Here is a 25065-nt window from a genome sequence, read left to right on the forward strand (position 1 = left end):
TCCGCCACACAAAAGGGCGAGCCATTGGCCCGCCCTTCATGGTCATGCTTTCAGGCGCTTAGGCCTTTACAGGTTCTTTCTTCTTGGTCTCGGTGTAGACCAGCATCGGCTTGGCGCCATTGGTCACCGCTTCGTCCTTGACCACAACTTCCTCAACCCCGTCCATGCCCGGCAGTTCGAACATGGTATCCAAGAGGATATCTTCCATGATCGACCGCAGGCCCCGCGCGCCGGTCTTGCGCTTGATCGCGCGCTTGGCGATGGCGACCATGGCGTCGGGGGTGAAGGTCAGCTTGACGCCCTCAATCTCGAACAGACGCTGGTACTGCTTGACCAGCGCGTTCTTCGGTTCGGTCAGGATGGTGACCAGCGCGGCCTCATCCAGATCGGTCAGGGTGGCGATCACCGGCAGACGGCCAACGAATTCCGGGATCAGACCGAATTTCAGAAGGTCTTCCGGCTCAAGCTCTTTGAAAAGCTCACCAACCGACCGCTCTTCCGGTCCCTTCACATCCGCGCCAAAGCCGATGCCCGACCCCTTGTTGCGCTGCGCGATGATCTTTTCCAGACCTGCGAAAGCCCCGCCGCAGATGAACAAGATGTTCGTCGTATCCACCTGAAGGAATTCCTGCTGCGGATGCTTGCGGCCCCCCTGCGGCGGCACAGAAGCGACAGTGCCTTCCATGATCTTCAGCAGTGCCTGCTGCACGCCCTCACCCGAGACATCGCGGGTGATCGAAGGGTTGTCCGACTTCCGCGTGATCTTGTCGACCTCGTCGATATAAACGATCCCGCGCTGCGCGCGTTCGACATTGTATTCCGACGCCTGCAAAAGCTTGAGGATGATGTTTTCAACATCTTCGCCCACATAGCCCGCTTCGGTCAGCGTGGTCGCATCCGCCATCGTGAAGGGCACGTCCAGGATGCGGGCCAGCGTCTGCGCCAGCAGGGTCTTGCCGCAACCGGTAGGGCCGATCAGCAGGATGTTCGACTTCGACAGTTCGATATCCGTCTTCGACGTGTGGTTCAGCCGCTTGTAGTGGTTGTGCACCGCGACGCTGAGAACCCGCTTGGCATGGATCTGGCCGATCACATAGTCGTCCAGCACCTTGCAGATTTCCCGCGGCGTCGGCACCCCGTCCGAGGACTTGAGACCCGTGGTCTTCGTCTCCTCGCGGATGATGTCCATGCACAGTTCGACGCATTCGTCGCAGATAAAGACCGTTGGCCCTGCGATCAGCTTGCGCACCTCATGCTGGCTTTTACCGCAAAACGAGCAGTAAAGCGTGTTCTTGCTGTCGCCGCCGGAATTGTTCGCCATCCGCAGTCCTCTAGGCGCGTTCACTGACCTGTCCCCGGTCGCGCCGTCCGGGTCCCTGACCTGAAACTCTAAGCCAAGCCCCAAGTCACCACAATCCGAAAAACCCGGCGGGTTTCCCGCCGGGATCTTGCCTTACGAGGCGGTGTCTTCCGCCTTGCCGCGGCTTTCCAGGATGCTGTCGATCAGACCCCATTCCTTGGCGTCTTCAGCCGACATGAAGTTGTCCCGTTCCAGCGCGGCTTCAACCGTTTCATAGGTATTGCCAGTGTGCTTGACGTAAATCTCGTTCAAGCGGCGCTTCAGCTTTTCGGTTTCACGGGCGTGGATCATGATGTCCGTCGCCTGGCCCTGATAGCCACCGCTGGGCTGGTGCACCATCACCCGGCTGTTGGGCAAGCTAAACCGCATCCCCGGATGCCCGGCCGTCAGCAGGAGCGACCCCATCGAGGCCGCCTGCCCGATCACCAGCGTGCTGACCTTCGGCTTGATGTACTGCATCGTGTCATAGATCGACAGGCCAGACGTCACCACGCCACCGGGGCTGTTGATATACATGCTGATTTCCTTGCTCGGGTTTTCCGATTCAAGGAACAGCAGCTGCGCGCAGATCAGGCTGGACATGCCGTCATGGACCGGGCCGCCAAGGAAGATGATCCGTTCCTTCAGCATGCGGCTGAAGATATCATAGGCGCGTTCGCCCCGGCTGGTCTGTTCGACCACCATCGGGACAAGGGTGTTCATGTAGTGGTCAACGGGATCGCGCATCGGTGCCTGCCTTCGGTATCTCGCGAGGAATATCGCCGGAGTATTGCCAGAGTCTTAGTAGGGCGGAACGGGGGCTGCAAGGGCGGGCGGGTCGAATTCCCTGCCGGGCGTTGCCGGGTCTCCATACCCCCCACATCACTTGCGGGGCCAGCCGGCCGCCCCGCCCCGGCCAAAGACGCGCCATGCGAGGAGCACCCGCGCCAGCGCCGTCACCAGGCAAAGCCCACCGAAAATCCACGCCGCTGCGACAAAAGCGCCCGGCACCAGCACGATCAACAAAAAGAACGCGATCGTCTCGCTGCCCTCCAGCAGTCCCGCCGTGAAGTAGAGCGACTTTTCGCCACGCGAGGATGTCTCCATTCCGTTCTTCGCGGCGAGTATGGCATACCCAAGGAACGTCGCGCCGTTCACATAGAAGCTCAGCAGCAGAAATCCCCCTGCCGCCCCGTTGGTCATCGGATCGCGCAGCACGAAGGCCAGGGGAATAGCCGCGTAGAAAGCGAAATCACAGACGATGTCCAGGTATCCGCCGAAATCCGTCTTGCCCGAAGCGCGCGCCACCGCGCCGTCCAGCCCGTCGGCCAGACGGCTGGCCAAAAGCGGCAGCACGACCAAAAGCCCCGACTTCCCGAAGGCAAGCATCCCCGCCGCCACCAGCCCGAACCCAAGGCCCGTCAGCGTGACGGCATTGGCAGATGCGCCCCGCGCGGCAAGCCAGCGCCCGCCTCGGTTCATCGGGGGGTCTATCACCCCGCGGATCAGCCCATCCAGCATCCAGCCCTCACAGTTTCCAGCATATTCGCCGCGCTTGGGCGGTAAGCAAAGTCACGTTTCAAAGACGGCTTTGACATGCAGCCGCCCCAGCCCGGACCAATCCCCGACCCGGCCCGAATTCGTCAGCCCCGCCCGACGATCCGTTGCTTTTCACGACTTCCACACCTTTGCGCCAGATTCCAGCCGCACTGCCATGGAATCACTGAACCACCGCACCCCCTTAGGGAGAGTATGATGGACCTTCGCACCACCCTGACCGCGCTTGCCACCAGCCTTGCCGTCAGCCTTGCCGCACCTGCCATCGCCTGCACGGTTCCGGGCAACGCCAGCGCGATGCAGGCCGAGGTTCTGTCCCACCTGAACGCCGAACGCCGCGCCAACGGTCTGGCACCGCTGCGGTTGTCGAACAAGCTGGACAAGGCCGCCCAGGGCCACGCCTGCGACAATGCCAAACGCATGTCCATTAGCCATGTCTCGTCCGACGGCGGCACGCTGAAGAACCGCCTGCGCCGCGCTGGCTACAGCTTTCGCACCGCCGCCGAGAATACCGGGCGCGGCTTCGCCTCGGGCGCGCGCGCCGTACAGTGGTGGATGAATTCCTCCAAGCACCGCGACAACATCCTGCTGCGCAAAGCCAAGGAAGTGGGCATCGGCATCGCTGTCAGCCCCGCGCCGGACAACAAGTTGCACTGGATTCTGGTCGTTGGCGCGTCAAAGTAACGCCTAGCGGGCAATCATCAGATCCGCCCGCAACCCCCCCAGCCGTTCCGACTGCGACAGGCGCAACGTGCCACCGTGGCTAAGGGCGATGTCTGCCGCAATCGACAGGCCAAGCCCGACCCCGCCCCCCCGGTTCGGATCGCGCGACTGGTCAAGCCGCGTGAAGGGCCGCAGCGCCTCCTCGCGCCGGTCTTCGGGGATGCCGGGGCCGTTGTCTTCAACGCTGATGCGCAGGCTGCGGTCCAGAAACTCCAGCCGCACTTCGATGACCGTGCCAAAGCGCTGCGCGTTCGACACAAGGTTCTGCACCGCCCGCTCCACCGCCTGTGGCCGCATCTCCACCGGTTCGGCCTTGCCCGAAACTCCGGCCAGCCGCGCGCCGTCACCCGCCCGAGCGACGACGCCGCCCACAAGTGCTACCGCATCCGTCAGCTCTGACCCCTCCATCGCATCGCCGCGCACGAAGGCCAGAAATTCATCAACCATCCGCTCCATCTGCATGACATCGGTCTGCAAGGCAGCAGTTTCCGGGTCATCCGGCATCAGCGACAACCCAAGCCGCAGCCGTGTGAGCGGAGTACGCAGATCATGGCTGACCCCCGACAGCATCAGCGTGCGCTGTTCGATCTGCCGGTCGATCCGGGCCCGCATGTCCAGAAACGCGCGCCCCGCCGCCCGCACTTCCTGCGCGCCGCGTGGCCGGTAGGGAACCGTGCGCCCCTTGCCGAAATCTTCAGCCGCCCGCGCCAGCTTGGTGATGGGCCGCAGCTGATTGCGCAGGAACATGTAGGCGATCACCGTCATCAGGATCGAGGTGAAGATCATCAGCACCAGCAACTGGTGCGGATTGGTCGCCGACATCCGCCGCCGGCTCAGCTCCGCCTGCAAATCCCCATGCCGCGTGGCAAAGCGCAAGTTGACCACCCGCTCTTCATCCGTCACATCCGCAGCCTTCAGCGCGGGCAACTGGATGTGCAGCGTCTCCACGATCACCCGGCCGGACAGGTCCAATGGCCCGATCCGGTCCGTCAGCGGTGCATCCGCCTCCGCTGGCAGCGTCAGCGTGATCTCCAGCGCCTCGGCGACCCCAAGCACGGCAGCCCGCGCCGCCTCAGCCGTCGGGGCGGCCTCGATTTCCGCCAGAAGATAGCCAAGGTCGATCACTACCCCTTGCGTCATCTGCCGGGTCACGCCTTCATAGTGGCGCTGGATGAAGGCGGTGGACACGACCAATTGGATCGTCACCACCGGCACGATCAGGATCAGCGCCGCGCGGCCGTACAGACTTCGGGGAAGAAGACGTTGCAAGATCGACATCGCCCGCGACACTATCCGCCCCGGCCCTGCATGGGAAGGGCGCCCTGCCCCGCGCGCGCATGACCAGCAGCGACCCGCCTCTGCGCTGCCTTAGGGCCGCCAACCCCTCGCCCCTGACCGGGACGGGCACCAACACATACCTCGTTGGTGCCACCGACATCGCCGTCATCGACCCCGGCCCTGACCTGCCCGACCACATGGAGGCGATCCTTGCCGCCCTCGGCCCCGGCCAGCGCCTGTCGCATATCCTAGTGACCCACGCCCACCGCGACCACTCCGCCCTCGCCCCCCGCCTTGCCGCCCTGACAGGCGCGCCCATTCTGGCCTTTGGCCCCGCCCACGCCGGCCGCAGCCCGCAGATGACCGCCCTCGCCCCGCATCTGCCAACGACGGGCGAGGGGCTGGACCTCGCCTTCCACCCCACGGCCCTGCTGGCCGAGGGAGACCGCCTTGCCGGACCCGACTGGGACCTCACTGCCCTGCACACCCCCGGCCACCTTGGCGGGCACCTCTGCCTCGCCCTTGGCCAGACGCTGTTTTCCGGCGATCATGTGATGGGCTGGGCCACCAGCATCGTGGCCCCCCCGGATGGCGACATGGCTGACTACATGGCCTCGCTCCGCCGCCTGCAGGACACCGCCTGGACGCGCTTCCTGCCGGGCCACGGCGCCCCGGTCGAAGATCCAGCCGCGCGCCTTGCCGAACTCATCGCCCACCGCCTGACGCGGGAAGCGGCGATCCTGGCCGAGCTTGGCCAAACCCCCGACCACATCGCCCCCCTCACCCGCCGGATCTATCACGACATCCCTCAAGCCCTCTTGCCCGCAGCGGAACGCAACGTCCTTGCCCATCTCATTGATCTTGCCGCCAGAAACGAGGTTTCCGCCGAACCCGCCCTGCACCCAGAGGCCCGCTTCTCCCGCCTTTGACATCCCCGGCATTTTCCCGGCGTTTGCCCCTTTACGCCCCCAGACGGGCTTGCTATACGGCCCCCGTGTTCCGGCGTAGCTCAGCGGTAGAGCAGTTGACTGTTAATCAATTGGTCGTAGGTTCGATCCCTACCGCCGGAGCCAAATCAAAGGGCCTGACGCCTCGGCGTCGGGCCCTTTTGGCATTTGCGGGGATCGCCCTGACCCCGAACCTTCCGCACAAATGAAAAAGGGCCACCGCTTGGGTGGCCCTGTTTGTTTCGATCTGACCGGGTCGGCCTACTCTGCCGCTTCCTTTGGCGGCTCGCCTTCCGGCTTGCCCTCTGCCTTCGGCTTGCGGGGGCTGCGGGCGCGGCGGGGGGCGCGGTCGTCCCGCGCTTGGGCCGGGTCGCGGGGGGCCTCAGCGGCAGGTGCAGCCTCTGCCCGGTCTTGCGACCGGTCCTCGGCCCGGGGGCGCGCGGCGGGCTTGCTGACGGGCTTGACCACGGATTCCGGCGTGTCGATCAGGCCGGTGTCGTCCCCTGCGTCAAGGTCGATCACATCGGGGACCGAGGGCTGCTCCATCGCGGCATAGTCGCGATCTTCGCGGTAGTCGCGGGTGAATTCCTGACGGCGTTCGCCACGGTCGGGGCGGTCACCGCGATCGGCACGGTCATTCCGGTCCGGCTGGCGATCGTTCCGGTCGGGCTGGCGGTCATTGCGCTGCGGCTGGCCACCCTGGCCACCGTAGCCGCCAGCCTGCTGCCCACCGTTCTGCCCACCGTTCTGGCCGCCTTGCTGCCCGGCACCTTGGCCACCGTTCTGCCCACCACCTTGTCCACCATGCGCCTGGAACTGCTGCTGCCGGGCTTCCTGTTCGGCAGCCATCTCACGCGTGGCTTCGGCCAGCATCCGGGTATAATGCTCGGCATGTTGCAGGAAGTTTTCCGCCGCCACCCGATCATTCGACAACTGCGCGTCGCGGGCGAGCATCTGGTACTTTTCGATGATCTGCTGCGGCGTGCCACGCACTTTGCCCTCGGGACCCGAGGAGTCAAAGACGCGGTTGATGATGTTGCCAAGGGTGCGCGGGCGGTTCTGGCTGGAACGCGAGCGTTTCTTCGAAGAGCGCATCTTGTCCTTTGATGGCTTTGGCCTGCGGCCGCCGCCCCTATCCGGGCAGCAAGGCTTGGTCGCGCAGGGGCTGGTATATGCGTTAGGCCGGGGTCAACCCCTACCTGCGCCAAAGTCAATAACCACAAGGTCCCGGTGCTGACAAGCAGAATTTGCACGGATTAGTGGGAATCCGCGCGTTTCAGGCACAGCCGCAGGCATCTTCCGGCCCCGGCTTTACCGCCGCGACAACCCGGTCACGCCCGTCCATGTCCGGCAGAACCCGAACCTCGCAAAGCCCCGCCGCAGCCAGCAGCCCAGCGACTGCCGCCCCTTGCGTCGGTCCGATCTCCAGCAGGATCCGCCCCCCCGGCATCAACCGCGCGCCTGCGCCCCGGGCAATCGCTCGGTAAGCGTCAAGACCATCGCCGCCCGGCGTCAGCGCCAGAAGCGGTTCCCAGTCGCGCACTTCGGGGGCAAGGGCTGCCATCTCCTCTGCCGCGATATAGGGCGGGTTCGACACGATCAGATCGAAAGCCCCCGACACGGCGGAAAACCAGTCCGACACCAGAAACCGTGCCCGGTCAGCCAGCCCAAGATCGCGCGCATTGACCGCTGCCACGTCAAGCGCTGCGGGCGAGGCGTCAACCCCAACCCCCCGCGCCATCGGCATGCCCTTCAGGCAGGACAACAGGATGCACCCTGTGCCAGTGCCAAGGTCCAGGACTTTCAGGAATGGCCGCTCCAGCGCCGCGGCCACCAGCGTTTCCGTCTCGGGCCTTGGGTCCAGCGTGTCGGGCGTGACCCGAAAGGACAGCCCCCAGAACAGCCTCTGGCCAATGATCTGCGCGACCGGTTGCCGCGCGATGCGCGCGACAAGCGCCGCCTCATAGGCCGCGCCTTGGGCCGCAGTCATCGCATCCTGCAGATGCAGCGTCAGCCGGTCCGCCCCGACCCCCAGCGCATGCGCCAGCAGCACGCGCGCGTCGCGCCCTGGCCCGTCGATGCCCGCCGCCTCCAGCCGCGCCACCGCCGCCACCAGCGCCGCTTGCGCGGTCATCCTTCCATCTCGGCCAGCTTTTCGGCCTGATCCTGCGCCGTCAGCGCATCGATGATCTCGGTCAGGTCACCGGCCATGATCTGCGGCAACGCGTAAAGCGTCAGGTTGATCCGGTGATCCGTCATCCGCCCTTGCGGGAAGTTGTAGGTCCTGATCCGCTCGCTCCGGTCGCCCGAGCCGACCTGCGACTTCCGGTCCGCCGCGCGGGCGGAATGCACCCGCTCCCGTTCCGCCTCGTACAGCCGCGAGCGCAGGACCTGCATCGCGATTTCCTTGTTGCGGTGCTGCGACTTTTCCGACGAGGTCACGACAGTGCCAGTCGGAATATGCGTGATCCGCACAGCCGAATCCGTCGTGTTCACATGCTGCCCCCCCGCGCCCGAGGATCGCATCGTATCGATCCGGATGTCGCTGGCCGGAATGTCGATATCCACGGCCTCCGCCTCGGGCAGGACGGCAACTGTCGCGGCCGATGTGTGCACCCGGCCCTGAGCTTCGGTTTCCGGGACCCGCTGCACCCGGTGAACGCCGGATTCATACTTCAGCCGGGCAAACACGCCGTCACCAGACACCAGCGCGACCAGTTCCTTGAGACCGCCAAGGTCTGTCGTCTGTTCCTCAAGCACTTCCCAGCGCCAGCCCATCTTTTCCGCATGGCGCTGGTACATCCGGGCAAGATCGGCGGCAAACAGGCTGGCCTCGTCGCCCCCCGTACCCGGGCGGATTTCCACAATGGCCGGCCGTCCATCGGCGGCGTCCTTCGGCAGCAAGGCCAGCCGCAGCGCCTGCTCCATTTCCGGAATGCGGGCACGTAGCTGCGGGATTTCCTCTTCCGCCAGCGCCTTCATCTCGGGGTCTGACAGCATCGCCTCGGCCTCGGCCAGAGCGGTCAGGGCCTGGCGATAGGCTGCGATCTCGTCGGCGACGGGCTTCAGGCTGGAATATTCCTTGCTGATCCGCGCAATTTCCGACGGGGCAGAACCGGCATGCAGCTGCGCTTCGAGAAACTCGAACCGCTGGGTGATCTGGGCAAGTTTGTCTAACGGAACCATGGGCAGGGGGTTTGGCGCTTTACGGCTGGCCGGTCAAGGGGGCCGACCCCCGGGGCGCTGCCCCGGACCCCGGGATATTTGGGGAAGAGAAAGACTAAAGCTGCTCCAGCCAGTCCCGCAGGCGCGCTGCGTTCACGCCCATGTCCGCGCCGCCAAAGCGCAGTCTGGCGTAGACATAAAGCCCGTCGTCCCGAACCTCGGCAGTGGTGTAATCGGGAAAGCCCCAAAGCGCGCTGCGCGTGACCCAGGTGATCCGCCCCTCGGCCACCGTTCCCGCCAGCCGGATGGTCCGCGGCGTGGCCAGTGCGACGGCATCCAGACGGGCCAGAAGATCCGCCGGAGCGCCCACGGCCTGCGACAGGCGCAGGCTGGCCGACCCCTGCCCCGCCTGCACGTCATCCCAGGCGCCCTCGGCCATGGGCGGCACATGCCAGCGCGCGGGGTCGCTGGGCGCAAGCCGGACATAGGCCGCGAACCCGATGACCGCGACCAGCGCCAGAGCGATGACCCATCCCATTCTGCTGCCCCTCACCTTTGCGTCCTGGCCCAGTGGTAGAGGCAGATCAGCTCATAGGCGACATGCGCCCCGGCAATCGCGGTGGCCCCGGTGGTGTCATAGGGGGGCGACACCTCGACGATATCGCCGCCGACCATGTTGATCCCCGCCAGATCGCGCAAGGCGGCGGCGGCCTGCCAGCTGTGCAGCCCGCCCCAGACCGGCGTGCCGGTGCCGGGCGCGGCCGAAGGGTCAAGGCAGTCGATGTCGAAGGTCACATAGGTCGGCTTGTCGCCCACGATGTCCTTGGCCTTGGCCACCGCCGCCGCGACGCCCTTTTCATGCACCTCGCGCGCGTCGATGACATGGACGCCCAGATAATCCTCGGTCGTCGTCCGGATCCCGATCTGGACCGACCGGGCCGGGTCCACGATCCCGGTCTTGACCGCCTTATACAGCATGGTGCCATGGTCGATCCGCGTCAGATCGTCATCCGGCCAAAGGTCCGAATGCGCATCGAAATGGATCACCCCCAGCGGGCCGAACTTTTCGGCATAGGCCTTCAGGATGGGATAGGTGATGTAGTGATCACCACCCAGCACCACCGTCCCCGCTCCGGCGGCCAGAATGCCCCGGATATGGGCGGTCAGCGTGTCGGGGAAGTCCGACACCTTGGCATAATCGAAGGCGCAATCGCCGTAGTCGATGATGCTCATCTCCTCCAGCGGGTTGGTGGGCCAGCCATAGGGCGGATCATAGGGCATCAGCGCCGATGCCTCGCGGATCGCGCGGGGCCCAAAGCGCGTACCGGTGCGATGCGTCACGGCCTGATCGAACGGCACCCCGGTGATCGCCAGATCAACCCCGGCCAGATCCTTGGTATAGGTCCGCCGCAGAAAACTCGTCGCCCCCCCGAACGCGTTTTCAAAGGCATAACCGCGCAGCCCCTTGCGGGTGAAGGCGGTATCGACTTCGCTTTTGGCATCTTCCAGGGCCATCCGGGCCTCCCTCGCAGGCGCTATCGTTCAGGGACCGGAGACCGCGCAAATCCGTCAGGTGGCAGGTGTAAGGACCCGCCCGCCCAAGTCAAGCCAACGCGTGTCAAGCCAAGGCTCGTCAAGCCACGGCGTGTCAAGCCAAGGCTCAGCCCAGCTTGAACCCTTCGCGCACCAACTCGTCCGTGACCTGCCGGATCGCGCGCTCCAGCACCTCGGCCACGAAATCCGCCTGCGCTTCAGTGATGACCAATGGCGGCGACATCACGTTCAGATGCCCCATCGGGCGCACCATCAAGCCCATCGCCTCGGCCGCGTTCGAGATGCGCTTGCTTTCGTTCGCCTCATCGGGAAGCACGGCCTTGGTCTCCTTGTCGGCCACGTTTTCCACGCAGACCATCAGCTTCTTGCCACGCACATCCCCGACCAGCGGCATCGCCGCCAACTCCTTCATCCGCGCCTCGAAATAGGCCCCGACCTTGGTTGCGTTGCCAAGAAGGTCCTCACGCTCCATGATCTCGATGTTCTTCAGCGCCACCGCCGACGCCACGGGATGCCCGGCATAGGTATAGCCACTGCTGAACCAGCGCGCCCCGCCCTCGGCCATCACGTCCCAGATCCGGTCGGAAAACAGCACCGCCCCCATCGGCACATAGCCCGAGGTCAGCCCCTTGGCGGTGCAGATGATGTCAGGCTGCACGCCGAATTCATCCCATGAGGCGAACCAGTGGCCCAGCCGCCCGAAGGAGGTCACCACCTCGTCGGCGATGAACAGGATGTCGTGGCGTTGGCACACCTCCCACATCCGCTTCAGATAACCCTCTGGCGGGACGATCACCCCGCCGCTGGCCTGAATCGGCTCGGCGATGAAACCGCCGATCCGGTCGGCGCCCACCTTGGCGATCAGCGCCTCGAACTCGGCGATCAACCAGTCGCAAAAGGCCGCCTCGGTCATCTTGGCCGGGCGGCGATAGGGGTTCGGCACCGACAAGTGCCAGATCCCGTCGGTCTTGTAGCGAAACTCCTCCACCCGGTCGCCCGGACGCTTGCCGATGGATTGCGACAGGTAGGTCGACCCGTGGTAGGAATGATCCCGCGCCACAATGCCCTGCTTCTTCGGGCGGCCCATCGCGTGCTGGTAAAAGCCCACCATCCGCGCGGCGCTGTCCACCGCTGTCGATCCGCCCGTGGTGAAGTGCACGCGGTTCAGATCGCCCGGTGTCAGTTCGGCCAGCTTCGCCGCCAGCCGGGCCGACGGTTCGTTGGTCATGTCCACGAAGGTGTTGGAAAACGCCAGCCGTTCGGCCTGATCCGCCATCGCCAGCGCCATCTCGCGCCGACCAAGGCCGATGTTGGTGCACCAAAGCCCACCGACCGAGTCAAAGTAACGGCGACCGTCGGCATCCCAAAGCCAGCAGCCTTCGCCCTTGGAGATGACCAGCGCACCCTCCCGCTCGAACGTGCCGAACTGGGTCCAGGGATGCAAAGCATGCTCCCGGTCCATCGCCCACAGGTCTGCGGGCGAGGGTGTGTTCAAGGCAAGCACTGACGGCATTGGTTACTCCAACTTTACCCATGCAAAGTTAGCAGTTTGACAATCCGTTTCCACCCCGACTTCACCCAATGGGGTGCCGCTACAGGTTGGGGTCAGGCAAGATGTGGTGGCAACGTGTAGATTACCCGCGAAATCGGCTGGGCGTTGAGATTGAAAACGATTCGTCTCCGATCCAGAGACAAACCCCGCCAGAGCCAATTCAGTACAAGCGCTGCTTCGCCCGGGCGATCTGGAACCCATGGCCTTCGGCGTTCGAACAGGTCATTCCCGTCTCCGCCGAGACGCAGGAAATGCCGCCCAGCGACACCGCCTCGCCATAGCCAAGCACCGGGTTGTCCGGGTCCGCGACCGCATCGCCAACGCAGGCCAGATAGCCCTTGCCCCGCTTGTCCAGCCCGAACGCGCTGCCCCAGTCAAGCTCACACCCGACCGGAGCGCGGGTGTACGTCGGCACCAGATTCATCAGATCGCAGCGTACCGACGCCTGCCCATCCCACTGATACAGCCCGCAATGGATGTTGCCGGTCGGCGATTGAAAGGTCAGATACTCATCCGCCGCCGCCGGGCCGGCCATAACCACCAGAAGAACGCCCCATAACCGCATGATAAACCCCGCTGAAATCACCCCACGGGTTGTGCCCGCTCAACCAGCCTTGCAAAGAAACTCGCCCCGACCGGGGCTGCCTCGTCATTGAAATCATAGGCTGCATGATGAAGCCCCGCCCCGGGCCCGGTGCCCAGGAACAAATATGCGCCCGGTCGCGCCTCCAGCATATAGGAAAAATCCTCCGACCCCATCTCGCGGTTGGCGCGGGCATCCACCGCGTCCGGCCCCACCACATCGCGCGCGACAGCGGCGGCGAAATCCGTTTCATCCTCATGGTTGATCGTGGCCGGATAGCCCCAGTCATAATCCACCCGCGCCGTCACGCCATAGGCTGTGGCATGGCCCTCCACGATCTCGTGAAACCGCTTTTTCAGCAGCGCCCGCACATCCGGCTTGAAGCAGCGGATCGTGGCGCAGAACATCGCCTCCTCCGGAATGATGTTGCTGGCCGTGCCCGTGTGGATCTGCGTGACCGAAATCACCGCCTCTTCCAGCGCATAGACGTTGCGCGGGATGATGGTCTGGATCGCCTGCACCATGCCCACCACCGCGACCACCGGGTCGACACATTCATGCGGCGTGGCCCCATGCCCGCCCTTGCCGGTGATATAGACAAAAGCCGTATCGACCGATGCCATCAAGGGCCCGGGAGTCGTGGTGAAATGCCCAAACGCCACGTTCGGCGCATTGTGGATGCCGTAGACCTGCCCGATGCCGAACCGGTCCATGATCCCCTCCTGCACCATGACCTGACCGCCACCGCCATCCTCCTCCGCCGGCTGGAAGATCAGCGCCACGGTGCCCGCAAAATTCCGCGTCTCCGCCAGATATTTCGCCGCCCCCAGCAGCATCGTGACATGCCCGTCATGTCCGCAGGCATGCATCTTGCCCTTCACCGTGCTGGCATGCGGCGCCCCGGTCATCTCCTCGATCGGCAGCGCGTCCATATCGGCGCGCAGGCCGATGGTCGGACCGTCGCCCTGCCCCTTGATCAGCGCCACGATCCCGGTCTTGGCAATGCCCGTGTGGATCTCGTCCACCCCGATCTCGCGCAGCCGGTCCGCGATGAAGGCCGCCGTCTCATGGCAGTCAAACGCCAGCTCCGGGTGCATGTGCAGATGCCGCCGCCAGCCCTTCATCTCCTCGGCGTATGAGGCAATTCGGTTCAGAACGGGCATGGCTTTCATCCTCTGTCGCAAACTTGTGCATGAAATTTGATCAGACCGCAAAACGCCGCCGCCCGCAATCGCCGAAACGATTGCCCGCGCCCGGGGCTGGCCATCGCCCCGCCTTGGCCGCTAGGGTGCGCCATCCCAAACCAGCCGGGGCCGCATGACCAACGACAACACCCCCCTCCGCGATGACGGCATCGACCGTCTGCTCTCCATCATGGCCCGCTTGCGCGACCCCGCCACAGGCTGCCCCTGGGATATCCAGCAAACCTTCGCCACCATCGCCCCCTATACGCTTGAGGAAGCCTATGAGGTGGCCGACGCGATCAACCGGCAGGACTGGGACGACCTGCGCCTCGAACTTGGCGACCTGTTGTTCCAGACCGTCTACCACGCGCAAATGGCCGCCGAGGCTGGGCATTTCACGTTTGCCGATGTCGTCGCTGCCATTTCTGACAAGATGGTCGCCCGCCACCCGCATGTGTTCGGCACCGAGTCGCGCGACAAGACCGCCGACCAGCAAACCCGCGACTGGGAGGCGCAGAAGGCCCGCGAACGGGGGGCCGCCCGCACCCTCGATGGCATCGCCCTCGCGCTGCCTGCGCTCACCCGCGCGGTCAAGCTGCAGAATCGGGCCGCCCGTGTCGGCTTTGACTGGCCGACGACCGGCGAAGTCCTCGACAAACTCACCGAAGAAGCGCGCGAGGTGGTCGAGGCCCGCGACACCTTGTCCCACACCGAACTGACCGAGGAGGTGGGCGACCTGCTCTTCGTCATGGCCAACCTTGCCCGTCACCTGAAAGTCGATCCTGAAGCCGCCCTGCGCGCCGCCAGCCAGAAATTCACCCGCCGCTTTGCCCGGATCGAGGATTGGCTGGCCGAAACCGGCAAGACCCCTGCCGACAGCGATCTGGAGGAGATGGACCACCTCTGGAACCGCGCCAAGGCCGAGGAGAAGGCCGCCAAGGGCTGACCAAATGACCGACACCGGACCACCCTGCACCTCCCTCCCCCCTCGTGGGGGAGGGATGGGGTGGGGGGGCACCCCAAAGACTTCGGCAACGGAAGCCCTGTGGCAAATTGCCGACAAAATCGCTCGGCCTCTTGACCAAAGTAAAACACTCGGGTTTAAGCGCCCCATAAACCCGACAAAAGGAGTCAGCCATGCTGCGCCTCTCGACCCTCGCCCTTCTTGCCTGCACGACGCCGCTGCTGGCGCAGGAAATCAATGTCTACTCCCACCGCCAGCCCGAGCTGATCCAGCCCCTCGTCGATGCCTTCACAGCGGAAACCGGCATCGCGGTCAACGTGGCCTTTGTCGACAAGGGCATGGCCGAACGCCTGCAGGCCGAAGGTGACCGCTCCCCCGCCGATCTGGTGCTGACCGTCGACATCGCCCGCCTGATGCAGATCGTGGACGCCGACGTGACCCAACCCGTCCAGTCCGATGTGCTGGAAGCCAACATCCCGGAAGCGCTGCGCGATCCGGCTGACCACTGGTTCGGCCTCACCTCACGCGCCCGCATCGTCTATGCCTCCAAGGACCGCGTGGCCCCGGGCGAAGTGACGACCTACGAAGACCTCGCCTCGGAAAAGTGGCGCGGCCGCATCTGCACCCGTTCGGGCCTGCACGACTATAACGTCGCCCTCCTCGGTGCCGTCATCGTCCATCACGGGGAAGAGGCCGCCACCGCCTGGGCCGAAGGCTTGAAGGCCAACCTCGCCCGCAAACCCGATGGCGGCGACCGCGATCAGGTCAAGGCCATCGCTGCCGGCGAATGTGACATCGCCCTCGGCAACACCTATTACATGGGCCAGATGCTGGCAGACCCAGAACAGGTTCCTGCGGCGGAAAGCGTCAACATCGTCTTCCCGACATTTGAAAATGGCGGCACCCACCTCAACATCTCGGGCGTGGCCATGACCAAATCCGCCCCGAACAAGGAAAACGCGCTGAAATTCATGGAATGGCTGTCCTCGGATGCCGCCCAGAAGATCTATGCCGAAACCAACCACGAATATCCGGTAAAGCCCGGCGTCGAACGCTCGGCCCTCGTGGCCGGCTGGGGTGACTACACGCCCGACCCCACCTCCCTCGCCGACATCGCCGCTGCACGGGCTGCCGCCGTCAAGATCATGGAAACGGTGAACTTCGACGGCTGATCGACGGTTGCTCCCCGTCTGACGACCCGAACCCCGGCCCGCAGGTCGGGGTTCGTGGTTTTCGGGGGGCATCGCCGATTGCAGAACGGCCATTTGGGGCCTGTTTGAACACGGCCCATCATTCAAGCGGACTGATGTGGGCGAGCGCTCCAGCCACCGACCGGACTCCAGAACGCTGCCACCTCAGCCGCGCAAGCTCATCTCACCGCATGAACTCCACCGACAGCACGGTCGGCAGATGCCGCGCGATCTCCTCCCAACTCTCGCCCTCATCCCCGGACAGGAAGACCGACCCCGAATTCGTCCCGAACGCCACCCCGTCGGCCGAGGCCGCCATCCCCTGCCGCAGCACAGTGAAAAAGCAGTCCCGTTCCGGCAGCCCCTTGCCCTTCCCCGCCCAACTCTCGCCGCCATCCGTGGTTTTCCAGACCAGCGCCCTGCCATCCACCGGATAGCGCCCCAGAGAATCCCCATTCAGCGGAAACACCCAGAACGTCCCCGGCTTCGACGGATGCGCCGCAACCGGAAACCCGAAGGTCGACGGCAACCCCTCGGTCACCTCCTCCCACACCGCCCCCGCATCGCGGGACCGGTAGACGCCCTGATGGTTCTGCATGTAAATCAGCCCCTCTGCCGCCCCGAACGCCAGATTGTGGACGCAGCTGAAGATCTCATCCTCGCGCCGGAACTCCTCGCCCTCCCAGACCCGCGCCAGCGCTCCGGCCGGTCCCGCGCGGTTGCCCCTGCGGTTCCGCATCGCCCAGGACTTGCCCCCGTCCCGGCTTTCAAACACCCCGGCGGCCGAGATGCCGACCCACACGCCCCCGCGCCCGTCGCACAGGATCGTGTGCAGCGTCAGCCCCGCCGCCCCCGGCTGCCACTGGTCCGCCCCCGGCTGATCGGTCAGTGCATCCAGCCGCTGCCACGACGCACCGCCATCCAGGCTCTCAAACAGATAGGCCGGCTTTGACCCCGCCAGCACCCGCCCGCCGTCCAGACAGACCGACCACAGCTGCTCCGCCCCCGGAAACGGCCCCTGCGACAAGGCCCAGTCCCCGCCTACCCGCCGCCAGACCCCGGCCCCTTCCCACTTCCCGCCACCAGCCGCCCAGATATCCCCCCCGCGCCCCACTGCGTGGTTGATCGGCCACCCCTCGCAATACGGCCCCGCCACCCGCCCCCCGTCCAGCACGAACAGACCCTTCGTCGTCCCGACCAGTATCTCCATCGCACCCTCCCGTGTTTCCCCCATCCTACCCCGAACCGTCCTCTGGACAAATCCCCCCCGTCCGCGCCACCTTCCGCGCAAAGGAGTCCGCAATGCCCCGCAAGATCATCATCGACACCGACCCCGGCCAGGACGACGCCGTCGCCATCCTCCTCGCCCTCGCCAGCCCTGAGCTTGAGGTGCTCTCCCTCACCGCCGTCGCCGGCAACGTGCCCCTGCACCTGACCGAACGGAACGCCCGCCAGATCGTCGAACTCGCCGGCAAGCACACCCCCGTCCACGCCGGCTGCGCGGCCCCCCTGACCCGCAAACTCGTCACCGCCGAACATGTCCACGGCAAGACCGGCCTTGACGGCATCCCCCTCCCCGACCCGACCCAGCCGCTCCACCCCCAGCACGCCGTCGACCACATCATCGAAACCCTCCGCGCCCATCCGGCCGGAACCATCACCCTCTGCCCCCTAGGGCCCCTCACCAACATCGCCACCGCCTTCGCCCGCGCCCCCGACATCATCCCCCGCGTGGCCGAGATTGTGCTGATGGGCGGCGGCTGTTTTGAAGGCGGCAACATCACCCCCGCGGCCGAGTTCAACATCTACGTTGACCCCGAAGCCGCTGATATCGTGTTCAAATCCGGCGCGCCGCTTGTGGTGATGCCGCTGGACGTCACCCACAAGGCCCTCACCTCCCGCGCCTGGGTGGAGGGGATGCGCAGCCTCGGCACCCCCGTCGGCCAGGCCGTCGCCGCCTGGACTGATTTCTTCGAACGCTTCGACACCGCGAAATACGGCAGTGAGGGCGCCCCCCTGCACGACCCCTGCGTGATCGCCTACCTTCTGGAGCCCGCCCTCTTCCACGGCCGCCACATCAACGTGGAGATCGAGACCGCAAGCCCCCTCACCCTCGGCATGACCGTCGCCGACTGGTGGCGCGTGACAGACCGCACGCCCAACGCGATGTTCATGGGGGGAGTGGACCGCGACGGGTTCTACCGGCTGCTGACGGAGCGGTTGGGGAGGTTGTGAGGGCGGACAAGTAGTTCTAATTCTGACAACCTTTTTTTGATTCTCGACGAATTCCTTGCTGCTCTATCTGTATTGCCTACTTCGCTACTTTTGATCCATCAACGACTTCATCGGGAGATTCCTTAACCTGTACCGCTATTTTGATCTCATCCGGCCTGTTCAAATTTGAATCCAATAAAGTTAATATATCACCCACAGCAAGATAAGTTTGAATGACACACCGATTTGCCTCAGGGCGTGACACTTCAGCATGCGATCCCTTCTGAGCAGCGGCGAACAATGAATCGAGCCGATTGCCAAGATAGCTGAGGTTGGAGCCAACAATCGCTTCATAAATCTTGGAGTTCTGCTTGGATTCACAGAATAAAACGAGCCGGTTAATGTAATTGTCAGGACCAATCTTTATATCATGTCCGTTGCTCTTCACAGTTACTCCCGCCTGTGCCGGGTAAACGGCATCGGCAACAGCCTGCAAAAGTCGGCGGCAACTATGCACAGCGTTTGCCCAATCTTCCTTGTTTTCAGACCTAAGGTTCTCGCTGATGGACTCCAGGCGTTTAAGTTCTTCCGGTATCGTACGGATTATTAGGGCATCTGAGCGCTGGCGATACTCTTCAAAGATATCCTCGGCCGCTGATGAGACATTCAACGTCAGGTGCTTCGAAAGCGCATAGTCATAGATGAACGTTCTTCGAGAAGAAAGAGAGCCGACAGCCTTCGTTAAACTGCTAGAAAGACCGTTCTCCAGTGTTATGTTCCTGAATGGAGCATTAACATATTGATTTGGATTCGCAGAGACAATGTTAACCGCTTGTGGTCGGCTAAACTCCAATCTGGTTCTAAACGTTTCTATCGAGGAAAGTATTTGATCGATCGATGCGGTGCTAGCACGCTCAACAAGAGCTTCCCCTTTTTCTGAATCTTTATCCAAGAATACTCTACCGGCCTTTCGGCATAGATCGAAAGTATCAGCCGGTATGCCATTTGGTGTCGATGGATAACCCGAGGCCTCGTGCATGAATATTTGAGACATTTCAACTTCGCCAGTCAGTCTGGCCAAGCGAACTGCCTTCAAGCACGTTTCGGTAAGGGGACAGCGTGAAAGCTCTATATCCTTAAGTATTTCGTCAGCCAATACTAACGCTTCCGCTGCAACCGTGCTTTTCATATGTGTCACCATTTGAGGACTTCTTTTTTCAGGTCAATGTTACACCTTGAACATTAATTGACCATTCCCTTAACAAGCCCCTAGCACCTACCCCCAACCCCTTGAAATCCTAAATCCGCCCCCCTGTCCCTGCCCGGGACACGGCGAAATCCCTTGCGGCCCCCACCTCGCCCCAGCAAGGGCAGTCTGCGCATTCCCCGCGCACCACCGTCAGCCCTACGCATCACCCCCGCGCATCAATTCGCGCGGGCGAACTCGACGCTGTCGAAGAGGTACGTACCAATGCCAAAGGCGGCAAGGCCAAGGCCGCCGTCCCCTCTGCCGGGCGTATAGGTGTGTGGGACGCTGATGATTTCGGAGTCATTGGCGAAGAACACAAGGCTTGCCCCCCGCCAGGCCAATGCCAGCTCATTCGGCTTGTCGGCAAGGATCGCGTCGGATTGCCCGCTGTGCAGGCGCTCGACCCGGCCGTTCTGCTTTCTGATGACGTGGTACTGCCCCTCGGCGTCGACCAGAAACGCCAGATAGGACCCGGCAACGCCATTGCCAAAGTAGATCCCAGCCCCGCCGCTGCCCCGGTTCCGGGATTCCACGATTGCGGAAATCACTGAACTCTCCGTCGGTTCCAAAGCGCCGGAGTCGGGGTATTTCACCCATGAGACGTCATTGTAGTAGACGCTTTGCGCAACGGTACGGTTTTCGACCACGAATTTCCCGTCGGACACATACTGATCCCAGTCCGTCGCTTCGCTGGCCACCAGATCAAGCTGCCCGCCCAGCATGGCATTCGGATCGCCACTGTCAAACGTCTCAACAAAGGTGCTTGGAACTGCGGGTGTTGCAGCCGTCTCTTGCGCGGTGGCTGCGGTCAAGGAACTGCCAAAAACCAAGCCCAGGACAATTGCATGTCTTACAAGACCTACTCGGCTCACCATCACCAGACTCTCCATTGGCCGCTTCCAAAACCGCGCATCCAACGGATTCGCGCATATGAAGATAAGCGTATCTGCAAGCCCCTTGTCTGGCGAGTCCTGTGTTGGCTTGGTTTGCGGCTTCTGGCTTGCAGGATTGCGATCAACGCGGTGCTTGATCAGGGCGCGTCCCGGCATCCTGCCCAAACCCTAACAAAGCCTTAACGCCGACCTGCAACCCCTTGCAATCCCTACAGCAGCCCCGTGTCCCTGCCCGGGACAGGGCTGGGTCCCTTGGCCAGCCCCTACCCCAGCGGCAGCACCACCGAGAACCGGCTCCCCTCGCCCGGCACGCTGTCTACCCGCAGCCAGCCCCGGTGACGGCTCACGATGTGCTTGACGATGGCCAGCCCCAGCCCCGTCCCCCCCAACTCGCGGGAGCGGTGAGAGTCCACCCGGTAGAACCGCTCCGTCAGCCGCGGCAGGTGGACCGGATCGATCCCCTCGCCCTGATCGGCCACGTCCACCCGCACCGCAGCCCCCCGCACCGTCTCCTCCGGGGTCAGCGTCACCCGCACCACCTGCCCCGCGTTCCCGTATTTCAACGCGTTCTCGATCAGGTTGGTGAAGACCTGCGTCAGCTGGTCCGCATCCCCCGGCACCACCGCCCCGGCCCCGGTCAACACGACCGAAGACCCTTCCCGCTCCGCCACGCCCCGAAGGGAGGAGATCACCCCCTCCAGCACCCCCCGCACCTCCACCCGGTCGCGGGGGCGTACCCTCTCCTCCGCCTCGACCCGCGAGAGCTGCAGAAGGTCGCGGACAAGCCGGTTCATCCGCCCCGCCTCATGCTCCATGATCCCAAGGAACCGGTCCCGCGCGGCCGGGTCGTCACGGGCGGCGTGGCGGAGGGTCTCGATGAACCCGATCAGAGCTGTCAGCGGGGTGCGGAGTTCGTGGCTGACGTTGGCCACAAAATCCCGCCGCATCGCCCCGGCTTGCTCCGCCTCAGAGATGTCGCGGAAGACGCAGAGCACCAGCCCGCCCTCCTGGGCCGAGACGGTGACCTGAAACAGCTGCTCCTGCCCGTCGCGGCGCACGGCCATCCGGGCCTCATGCACCCCGCCACTCCGGGCGGCAGCACCGATGGCTTCGAGGACTGCGGGCGTGCGCACGGCGACGGCGGGGTTCCGCCCGACGATCCCTTCGCCCAGCAGCGTCAGGGCAAGCGCGTTGCAGGCCACCACCCGATCCTCGCCCTGGATCAGCATGGCGGGCATCGGCAGCCCCTGCAGCAATCGATCGGATCCGGTGTCAGCCATGGAATTCCTTGCCTGCCTTGATTTTTCGCGACCGCCATGGCCCGCGCGACCTTGCACTGCCGGAAAATCGCTGTAACTTCCCGGTTGTGAATGTGATCTTGTGCGCAACCGGCCGTTGCCCGGAAGACAGGGCATCGCCTGCGACTTGTTCCCGGAACAGTCGGTTTTCGCGGTGTCCTTCGAGATAAAAGGCCCCTGGAACATTATGGTTAACGCGCTGAGATGTCTGGTGATCGGGATACCAGCCGCAACCTTCGCGCAAGGCAGCATCCGCCCGGAGGAGGCTGCGTCGATTACCTACGATGCTTGGCCTGACTATGGCCCCTTGCCCGAGGGTCTGGAACTGGTGGTAGCCCCCCTGTTCTGCAACGATTTCGATGCGCTGGAGATCATGGAGGGTCTTGGCGCGCGGGGCTATCGGGGGCTCATGCGCGTCGTCACGCCGAAGCTGCCGAACCAGCAAGTCGTTCTGCGGGAGCTGCGTGCGCATGCCGTGCGGCAAGGGATCACGCTGGAGATGATTGAAGAAGATGAGCGTCATCACCCTGCCAGACCTGCAGTTGAATGACGTCACGGTCACAGCGGTCGCAGCCCATCCCGGAACCGCCGCGCGTTGGCCCGGTAGCCTGCCGCCGAGGCAAGCAGGCGGGCCGTCCCGGCAGCATCCAGCATCCGCACCACCTTGCCGGGCGCGCCCATGACAAGCGCGCCGTCGGGGATGTCCTTGCCTTCGGTGATCAGCGCCCCGGCCCCGATCAGGCAGCCCCGGCCGATCCTTGCCCCGTTCAGCACAGTGGCCCCCATGCCGATCAGGCTTCCCTCGCCGATCGTGCAACCGTGCAGCATCGCCTTGTGGCCAATTGTGCAGTTGGCGCCGATCACCAGCGGATAGCCGATGTCGGTGTGCAGGACACAGTTTTCCTGCACGTTTGACCGGGCGCCAACCCGGATCTCTTCATTGTCGCCGCGCAAGGTGGCGCAGAACCAGACCGAGGCTTCCGCCTCCAGCACCACGCGGCCGATCAGGTTGGCGTCCGGGGCTACCCAGGCTGACGGGTCGATCTGCGGGGCGATACCGTCAAGCGTATAGATCATCGGGCCTCAAACTCCTCGTTCAGAGCGCGGACGAAGGCGGAAAGCTGCGGTTGGCGTTCGCGGCGCAGCCGTTCAGCTGTCAGGATCGTCTTCAGACGATCAAAGGTCTGGTCCAGATCCTGGTTCACCAGAACATAGTCATATTCCGCCCAATGGCTGATCTCATCGCGGCTTTTTGCCATGCGCCCGGCGATCACCGCGTCGCTGTCCTGCGCGCGGTTGCGCAAGCGGCGGTCAAGTTCGGCAATCGACGGGGGCAGAATGAAGATCGACACGACATCATCCCGCATCGCCTGCTTGATCTGCTGGCCACCCTGCCAGTCGATGTCAAACACCGTGTCAGTCCCCGCCTCCATCGCCGCCAGAACCGGGCCACGGGGGCTGCCGTATAGATTTCCGAACACTTCGGCATGTTCCAGCATCTCACCCGATTGTACCATGGATTCAAAGGTTTGCCGGTCGCGGAAGTAGTATTCGCGCCCATCCTCTTCACCTGGCCGTGGGCTGCGCGTGGTGGCCGAGACGGAGAACCGCATCGTCGGGTCCCAGGCCATCAACATGCGGGAGAGCGTGGATTTTCCAGCGCCGGATGGCGAGGAGAGGATGAGAAGAAGCCCGCGCCGGACCGCACCAGAAATCATCGTCTATTCCACATTCTGCACTTGCTCGCGCATCTGATCGATCACGGTTTTCAGGTCAAGTCCGATCCGGGTCAATGCCAGTGACTGCGCCTTGGAGCACAGGGTGTTCGCCTCGCGCATGAATTCCTGCATCAGGAAATCCAGCTTGCGGCCCATCGGGGCGGGATCGGCCAGATGGGCACGGGCGGCGGCGACATGGGCGTGAAGGCGGTCAAGTTCCTCGGTCACATCGGTTTTCACGGCCATGAGGGCGAGTTCCTGGGCAAGGCGACCTTCATCCACCGCATCGGTCGCGGCAAGGATGCGGGCAAGGTTGTCACGGAGGCTGTCGGCTTGGGTTGCGCTGCGCAAGGCGGCCTCGTGCTGGGCGTCGCGGGTCAGGGCGGCGATCCGGTCGATCTGCGCGCTGATGACGGTGGCAAGGGCCGCGCCTTCCGTGGCGCGCATGGCGGCGAAATCGGCCAGAAGGGCCGGCAGATCGGCCAGCAGGGCGGTGCGCAGGGGGGTGGTGTCGATCTCTTGCGCTTGGGCATCAAGAACCCCGCGCAGGGTCAGCACATCGGCAGCGGTGGCCGGGCGCAGGGTGACACCGGCAGAGAGTGCCGCCGCCTCGACCCCGCCCATGGCTGCAAGAGCGGCGGACAGGTTTGCGGTGTTAAGTCGGTAGGCTGAGGTGTCCCGAGCATCCTCCTGCGCCACCTTCAGCGTCAGGTTGACGTTGCCCCGGGTGACGGCCTTTTGCAGTTCGGCGCGGACCGCCAGTTCCAGCCCGTCGATCCAGTCGGGCAGACGCAGGCGCAGATCGAAGCCCTTGCCGTTGACCGCCCGCAAATCCCAGGTCCAGGCATAGCCCGCCCCTGCACCGCGCCGGGCGGCAAAGCCAGTCATCGAGATCATGCGGTCCTCCACTGTGCCACGGGACGCAGCATTTACCATTTGAATAGATTTTCGTCCGAATCTTCACGATCCGCGCTAAGTTTTCTTCATGGCGTGGTGGTCCGTGGGCCGCAAGTGCCGGGGTAAGTGGTCGAAGGAGTGTGACGATGGATATCAAGCTGATGGACCTTGGCCGGTTGTTGCACCGGCCTGCATCCCCCACCGTCTTCGCCGGGCCATCGCAAGTGCGCGCCTATTGGGAGGGTCTGCGGAACGGGAAGGATCTGCCGGACCGGGCCCAGCTTGACCCAAGGGGGTTGGGCGGGGTGCTGGACCGGGTGTTCCTTGCCGAACGGATCGCAAAGGGTCTGGTGCAGGTCCGCATCGCAGGGTCGGCATTGACCGAGGCGGCGGGGATGGACTTGCGCGGTCTGCCGTTGTCCTGCCTGTTCGCCAGCGGGGCCCGGGCCGATTTGGCCGTGGCGCTGGAACCGGTGGCGGCAGGGCACTGCATTGCCGAGCTTGACCTTGCTGCGAACCGGGGCGGTGCGGGGGTCGTGGCGCGCCTGCTTTTGCTGCCATTGACGGATGGGCCGAACCGGGGCTTGGTCCTGGGGTGCCTTGGCCATGCCAAAGGGGTGCTTGGCCCGGGACTGAAGTTTTCGATCCTGCGGCGGCAGGAGGAACGGCTTGCGCCCATCGCACCGCCAAGCGCGCCCGAACAGCCTGCCCGCAAAACCCCCCATCTGACGCTGGTCCACTCGCGCTGACGGGGGGCTGA

The 25065-nt window shown here is 64.3% G+C and carries 26 protein-coding genes and 1 tRNA gene; 8 read left to right on the top strand and 19 right to left on the bottom strand.

Annotated features, from left to right (window positions below; all coding sequences use genetic code 11):
- Window positions 1-58 precede the first annotated feature (58 nt).
- The 3 genes from clpX to EI545_RS00740 all read right to left on the bottom strand — a co-directional run bounded on the left by clpX (window position 59) and on the right by EI545_RS00740 (window position 2860).
- The gene (gene clpX, locus EI545_RS00730; RefSeq protein WP_125323683.1) at window positions 59-1321 is read right to left on the bottom strand and encodes an ATP-dependent Clp protease ATP-binding subunit ClpX; all 1263 of its coding nucleotides are present in this window, start codon (window positions 1319-1321) and stop codon (window positions 59-61) included.
- A gap of 132 nt (window positions 1322-1453) precedes the next feature.
- Window positions 1454-2086 carry an ATP-dependent Clp protease proteolytic subunit gene (locus EI545_RS00735; RefSeq protein WP_125323684.1) on the bottom strand — a complete coding sequence of 211 codons (633 nt, stop codon included), beginning with the start codon at window positions 2084-2086 and terminating at the stop codon, window positions 1454-1456.
- A 135-nt stretch (window positions 2087-2221) separates the two neighbouring features.
- Window positions 2222-2860 (bottom strand): CDP-alcohol phosphatidyltransferase family protein, encoded by a 639-nt coding sequence (locus EI545_RS00740; RefSeq protein ID WP_125323685.1) that lies wholly within the window; start codon window positions 2858-2860, stop codon window positions 2222-2224.
- A 231-nt stretch (window positions 2861-3091) separates the two neighbouring features.
- Here EI545_RS00740 and EI545_RS00745 point away from each other — a divergent pair, with 231 nt between their 5' ends.
- Window positions 3092-3580, top strand: a complete 489-nt coding sequence (locus tag EI545_RS00745; protein ID WP_164517170.1) for a CAP domain-containing protein — start codon at window positions 3092-3094, stop codon at window positions 3578-3580.
- A gap of 3 nt (window positions 3581-3583) precedes the next feature.
- On the opposite strand, the gene EI545_RS00750 is transcribed toward EI545_RS00745, so the two are convergent.
- Entirely contained in the window at window positions 3584-4897 is a 1314-nt protein-coding gene (locus EI545_RS00750) for an ATP-binding protein (protein ID WP_125323687.1), read from the bottom strand.
- A gap of 59 nt (window positions 4898-4956) precedes the next feature.
- Here EI545_RS00750 and EI545_RS00755 point away from each other — a divergent pair, with 59 nt between their 5' ends.
- Window positions 4957-5826, top strand: a complete 870-nt coding sequence (locus EI545_RS00755) for an MBL fold metallo-hydrolase (RefSeq protein WP_125323688.1) — start codon at window positions 4957-4959, stop codon at window positions 5824-5826.
- Window positions 5827-5895: 69 nt separating this feature from the next.
- Window positions 5896-5970, top strand: a tRNA-Asn gene (locus tag EI545_RS00760).
- Window positions 5971-6105: 135 nt separating this feature from the next.
- Here EI545_RS00760 and EI545_RS00765 read toward each other — a convergent pair.
- From EI545_RS00765 to EI545_RS00800, 8 genes are all read right to left on the bottom strand, one after another.
- Window positions 6106-6939, bottom strand: a complete 834-nt coding sequence (locus EI545_RS00765) for a DUF4167 domain-containing protein (RefSeq protein ID WP_125323689.1) — start codon at window positions 6937-6939, stop codon at window positions 6106-6108.
- A 181-nt stretch (window positions 6940-7120) separates the two neighbouring features.
- Window positions 7121-7978 (bottom strand): peptide chain release factor N(5)-glutamine methyltransferase, encoded by an 858-nt coding sequence (gene prmC, locus EI545_RS00770; protein ID WP_125323690.1) that lies wholly within the window; start codon window positions 7976-7978, stop codon window positions 7121-7123.
- Complete coding sequence (gene prfA, locus EI545_RS00775; protein ID WP_125323691.1) at window positions 7975-9030, bottom strand: peptide chain release factor 1; 1056 nt, start codon at window positions 9028-9030, stop codon at window positions 7975-7977. Before prfA ends, prmC begins: the two co-directional genes overlap by 4 nt.
- A 94-nt stretch (window positions 9031-9124) precedes the next feature.
- Window positions 9125-9547 (bottom strand): DUF1499 domain-containing protein, encoded by a 423-nt coding sequence (locus EI545_RS00780; RefSeq protein WP_125323692.1) that lies wholly within the window; start codon window positions 9545-9547, stop codon window positions 9125-9127.
- 11 nt (window positions 9548-9558) lie between these two features.
- Complete coding sequence (speB, locus tag EI545_RS00785; protein WP_125323693.1) at window positions 9559-10524, bottom strand: agmatinase; 966 nt, start codon at window positions 10522-10524, stop codon at window positions 9559-9561.
- Window positions 10525-10669: 145 nt separating this feature from the next.
- On the bottom strand, window positions 10670-12076 hold the full coding sequence (locus EI545_RS00790) for an aminotransferase (protein ID WP_125323694.1): 1407 nt from the start codon (window positions 12074-12076) through the stop codon (window positions 10670-10672).
- A gap of 199 nt (window positions 12077-12275) precedes the next feature.
- Window positions 12276-12680 carry a DUF6636 domain-containing protein gene (locus EI545_RS00795; protein WP_125323695.1) on the bottom strand — a complete coding sequence of 135 codons (405 nt, stop codon included), beginning with the start codon at window positions 12678-12680 and terminating at the stop codon, window positions 12276-12278.
- Between the two features lie 17 nt (window positions 12681-12697).
- Entirely contained in the window at window positions 12698-13861 is a 1164-nt protein-coding gene (locus EI545_RS00800; RefSeq protein WP_125323696.1) for a M20 aminoacylase family protein, read from the bottom strand.
- Window positions 13862-14015: 154 nt separating this feature from the next.
- Between EI545_RS00800 and mazG the strand changes: the two genes are divergently transcribed.
- Window positions 14016-14828 (top strand): nucleoside triphosphate pyrophosphohydrolase, encoded by an 813-nt coding sequence (mazG, locus tag EI545_RS00805; RefSeq protein ID WP_125323697.1) that lies wholly within the window; start codon window positions 14016-14018, stop codon window positions 14826-14828.
- A gap of 191 nt (window positions 14829-15019) precedes the next feature.
- Entirely contained in the window at window positions 15020-16018 is a 999-nt protein-coding gene (locus tag EI545_RS00810) for a Fe(3+) ABC transporter substrate-binding protein (RefSeq protein WP_125323698.1), read from the top strand.
- Between the two features lie 202 nt (window positions 16019-16220).
- Here EI545_RS00810 and EI545_RS00815 read toward each other — a convergent pair whose 3' ends face one another.
- Window positions 16221-17246, bottom strand: a complete 1026-nt coding sequence (locus EI545_RS00815; RefSeq protein WP_216842472.1) for a beta propeller repeat protein — start codon at window positions 17244-17246, stop codon at window positions 16221-16223.
- 92 nt (window positions 17247-17338) lie between these two features.
- Here EI545_RS00815 and EI545_RS00820 point away from each other — a divergent pair, with 92 nt between their 5' ends.
- Window positions 17339-18271: a nucleoside hydrolase gene (locus EI545_RS00820; RefSeq protein ID WP_125323700.1), complete on the top strand. Its 933-nt coding sequence runs from the start codon at window positions 17339-17341 to the stop codon at window positions 18269-18271.
- A gap of 76 nt (window positions 18272-18347) precedes the next feature.
- Here the strand turns inward: EI545_RS00820 and EI545_RS21255 are convergent, their stop codons facing one another.
- The 3 genes from EI545_RS21255 to EI545_RS00835 form a co-directional block, all read right to left on the bottom strand.
- The gene (locus EI545_RS21255) at window positions 18348-19451 is read right to left on the bottom strand and encodes an AbiTii domain-containing protein (protein WP_164517171.1); all 1104 of its coding nucleotides are present in this window, start codon (window positions 19449-19451) and stop codon (window positions 18348-18350) included.
- Window positions 19452-19675: 224 nt separating this feature from the next.
- Window positions 19676-20311 carry a hypothetical protein gene (locus tag EI545_RS00830; RefSeq protein ID WP_125323701.1) on the bottom strand — a complete coding sequence of 212 codons (636 nt, stop codon included), beginning with the start codon at window positions 20309-20311 and terminating at the stop codon, window positions 19676-19678.
- Window positions 20312-20655: 344 nt separating this feature from the next.
- A complete protein-coding gene (locus EI545_RS00835) occupies window positions 20656-21672 on the bottom strand; it encodes a sensor histidine kinase (RefSeq protein WP_125323702.1) in 1017 nt (338 codons plus the stop codon).
- Between the two features lie 229 nt (window positions 21673-21901).
- On the opposite strand from EI545_RS00835, the gene EI545_RS00840 reads away from it, so the two are divergent.
- Window positions 21902-22240, top strand: coding sequence for a hypothetical protein (locus EI545_RS00840; protein ID WP_125323703.1), 339 nt, complete (start codon window positions 21902-21904; stop codon window positions 22238-22240).
- Between the two features lie 8 nt (window positions 22241-22248).
- Here EI545_RS00840 and EI545_RS00845 read toward each other — a convergent pair whose 3' ends face one another.
- The 3 genes from EI545_RS00845 to EI545_RS00855 are packed head-to-tail and all read right to left on the bottom strand — an operon-like array spanning window position 22249 to window position 24296.
- Window positions 22249-22767, bottom strand: a complete 519-nt coding sequence (locus EI545_RS00845) for a gamma carbonic anhydrase family protein (protein ID WP_125323704.1) — start codon at window positions 22765-22767, stop codon at window positions 22249-22251.
- On the bottom strand, window positions 22764-23408 hold the full coding sequence (gmk, locus tag EI545_RS00850) for a guanylate kinase (RefSeq protein WP_125323705.1): 645 nt from the start codon (window positions 23406-23408) through the stop codon (window positions 22764-22766). The genes EI545_RS00845 and gmk overlap by 4 nt, the downstream gene beginning before the upstream one ends.
- 3 nt (window positions 23409-23411) lie before the next feature.
- A complete protein-coding gene (locus EI545_RS00855) occupies window positions 23412-24296 on the bottom strand; it encodes a YicC/YloC family endoribonuclease (protein WP_125327176.1) in 885 nt (294 codons plus the stop codon).
- A 155-nt stretch (window positions 24297-24451) separates the two neighbouring features.
- Between EI545_RS00855 and EI545_RS00860 the strand changes: the two genes are divergently transcribed.
- The gene (locus EI545_RS00860; protein WP_125323706.1) at window positions 24452-25054 is read left to right on the top strand and encodes a PAS domain-containing protein; all 603 of its coding nucleotides are present in this window, start codon (window positions 24452-24454) and stop codon (window positions 25052-25054) included.
- Window positions 25055-25065: the final 11 nt, after the last annotated feature.

This window comes from Tabrizicola piscis (assembly GCF_003940805.1).
Classification (GTDB): domain Bacteria; phylum Pseudomonadota; class Alphaproteobacteria; order Rhodobacterales; family Rhodobacteraceae; genus Tabrizicola; species Tabrizicola piscis.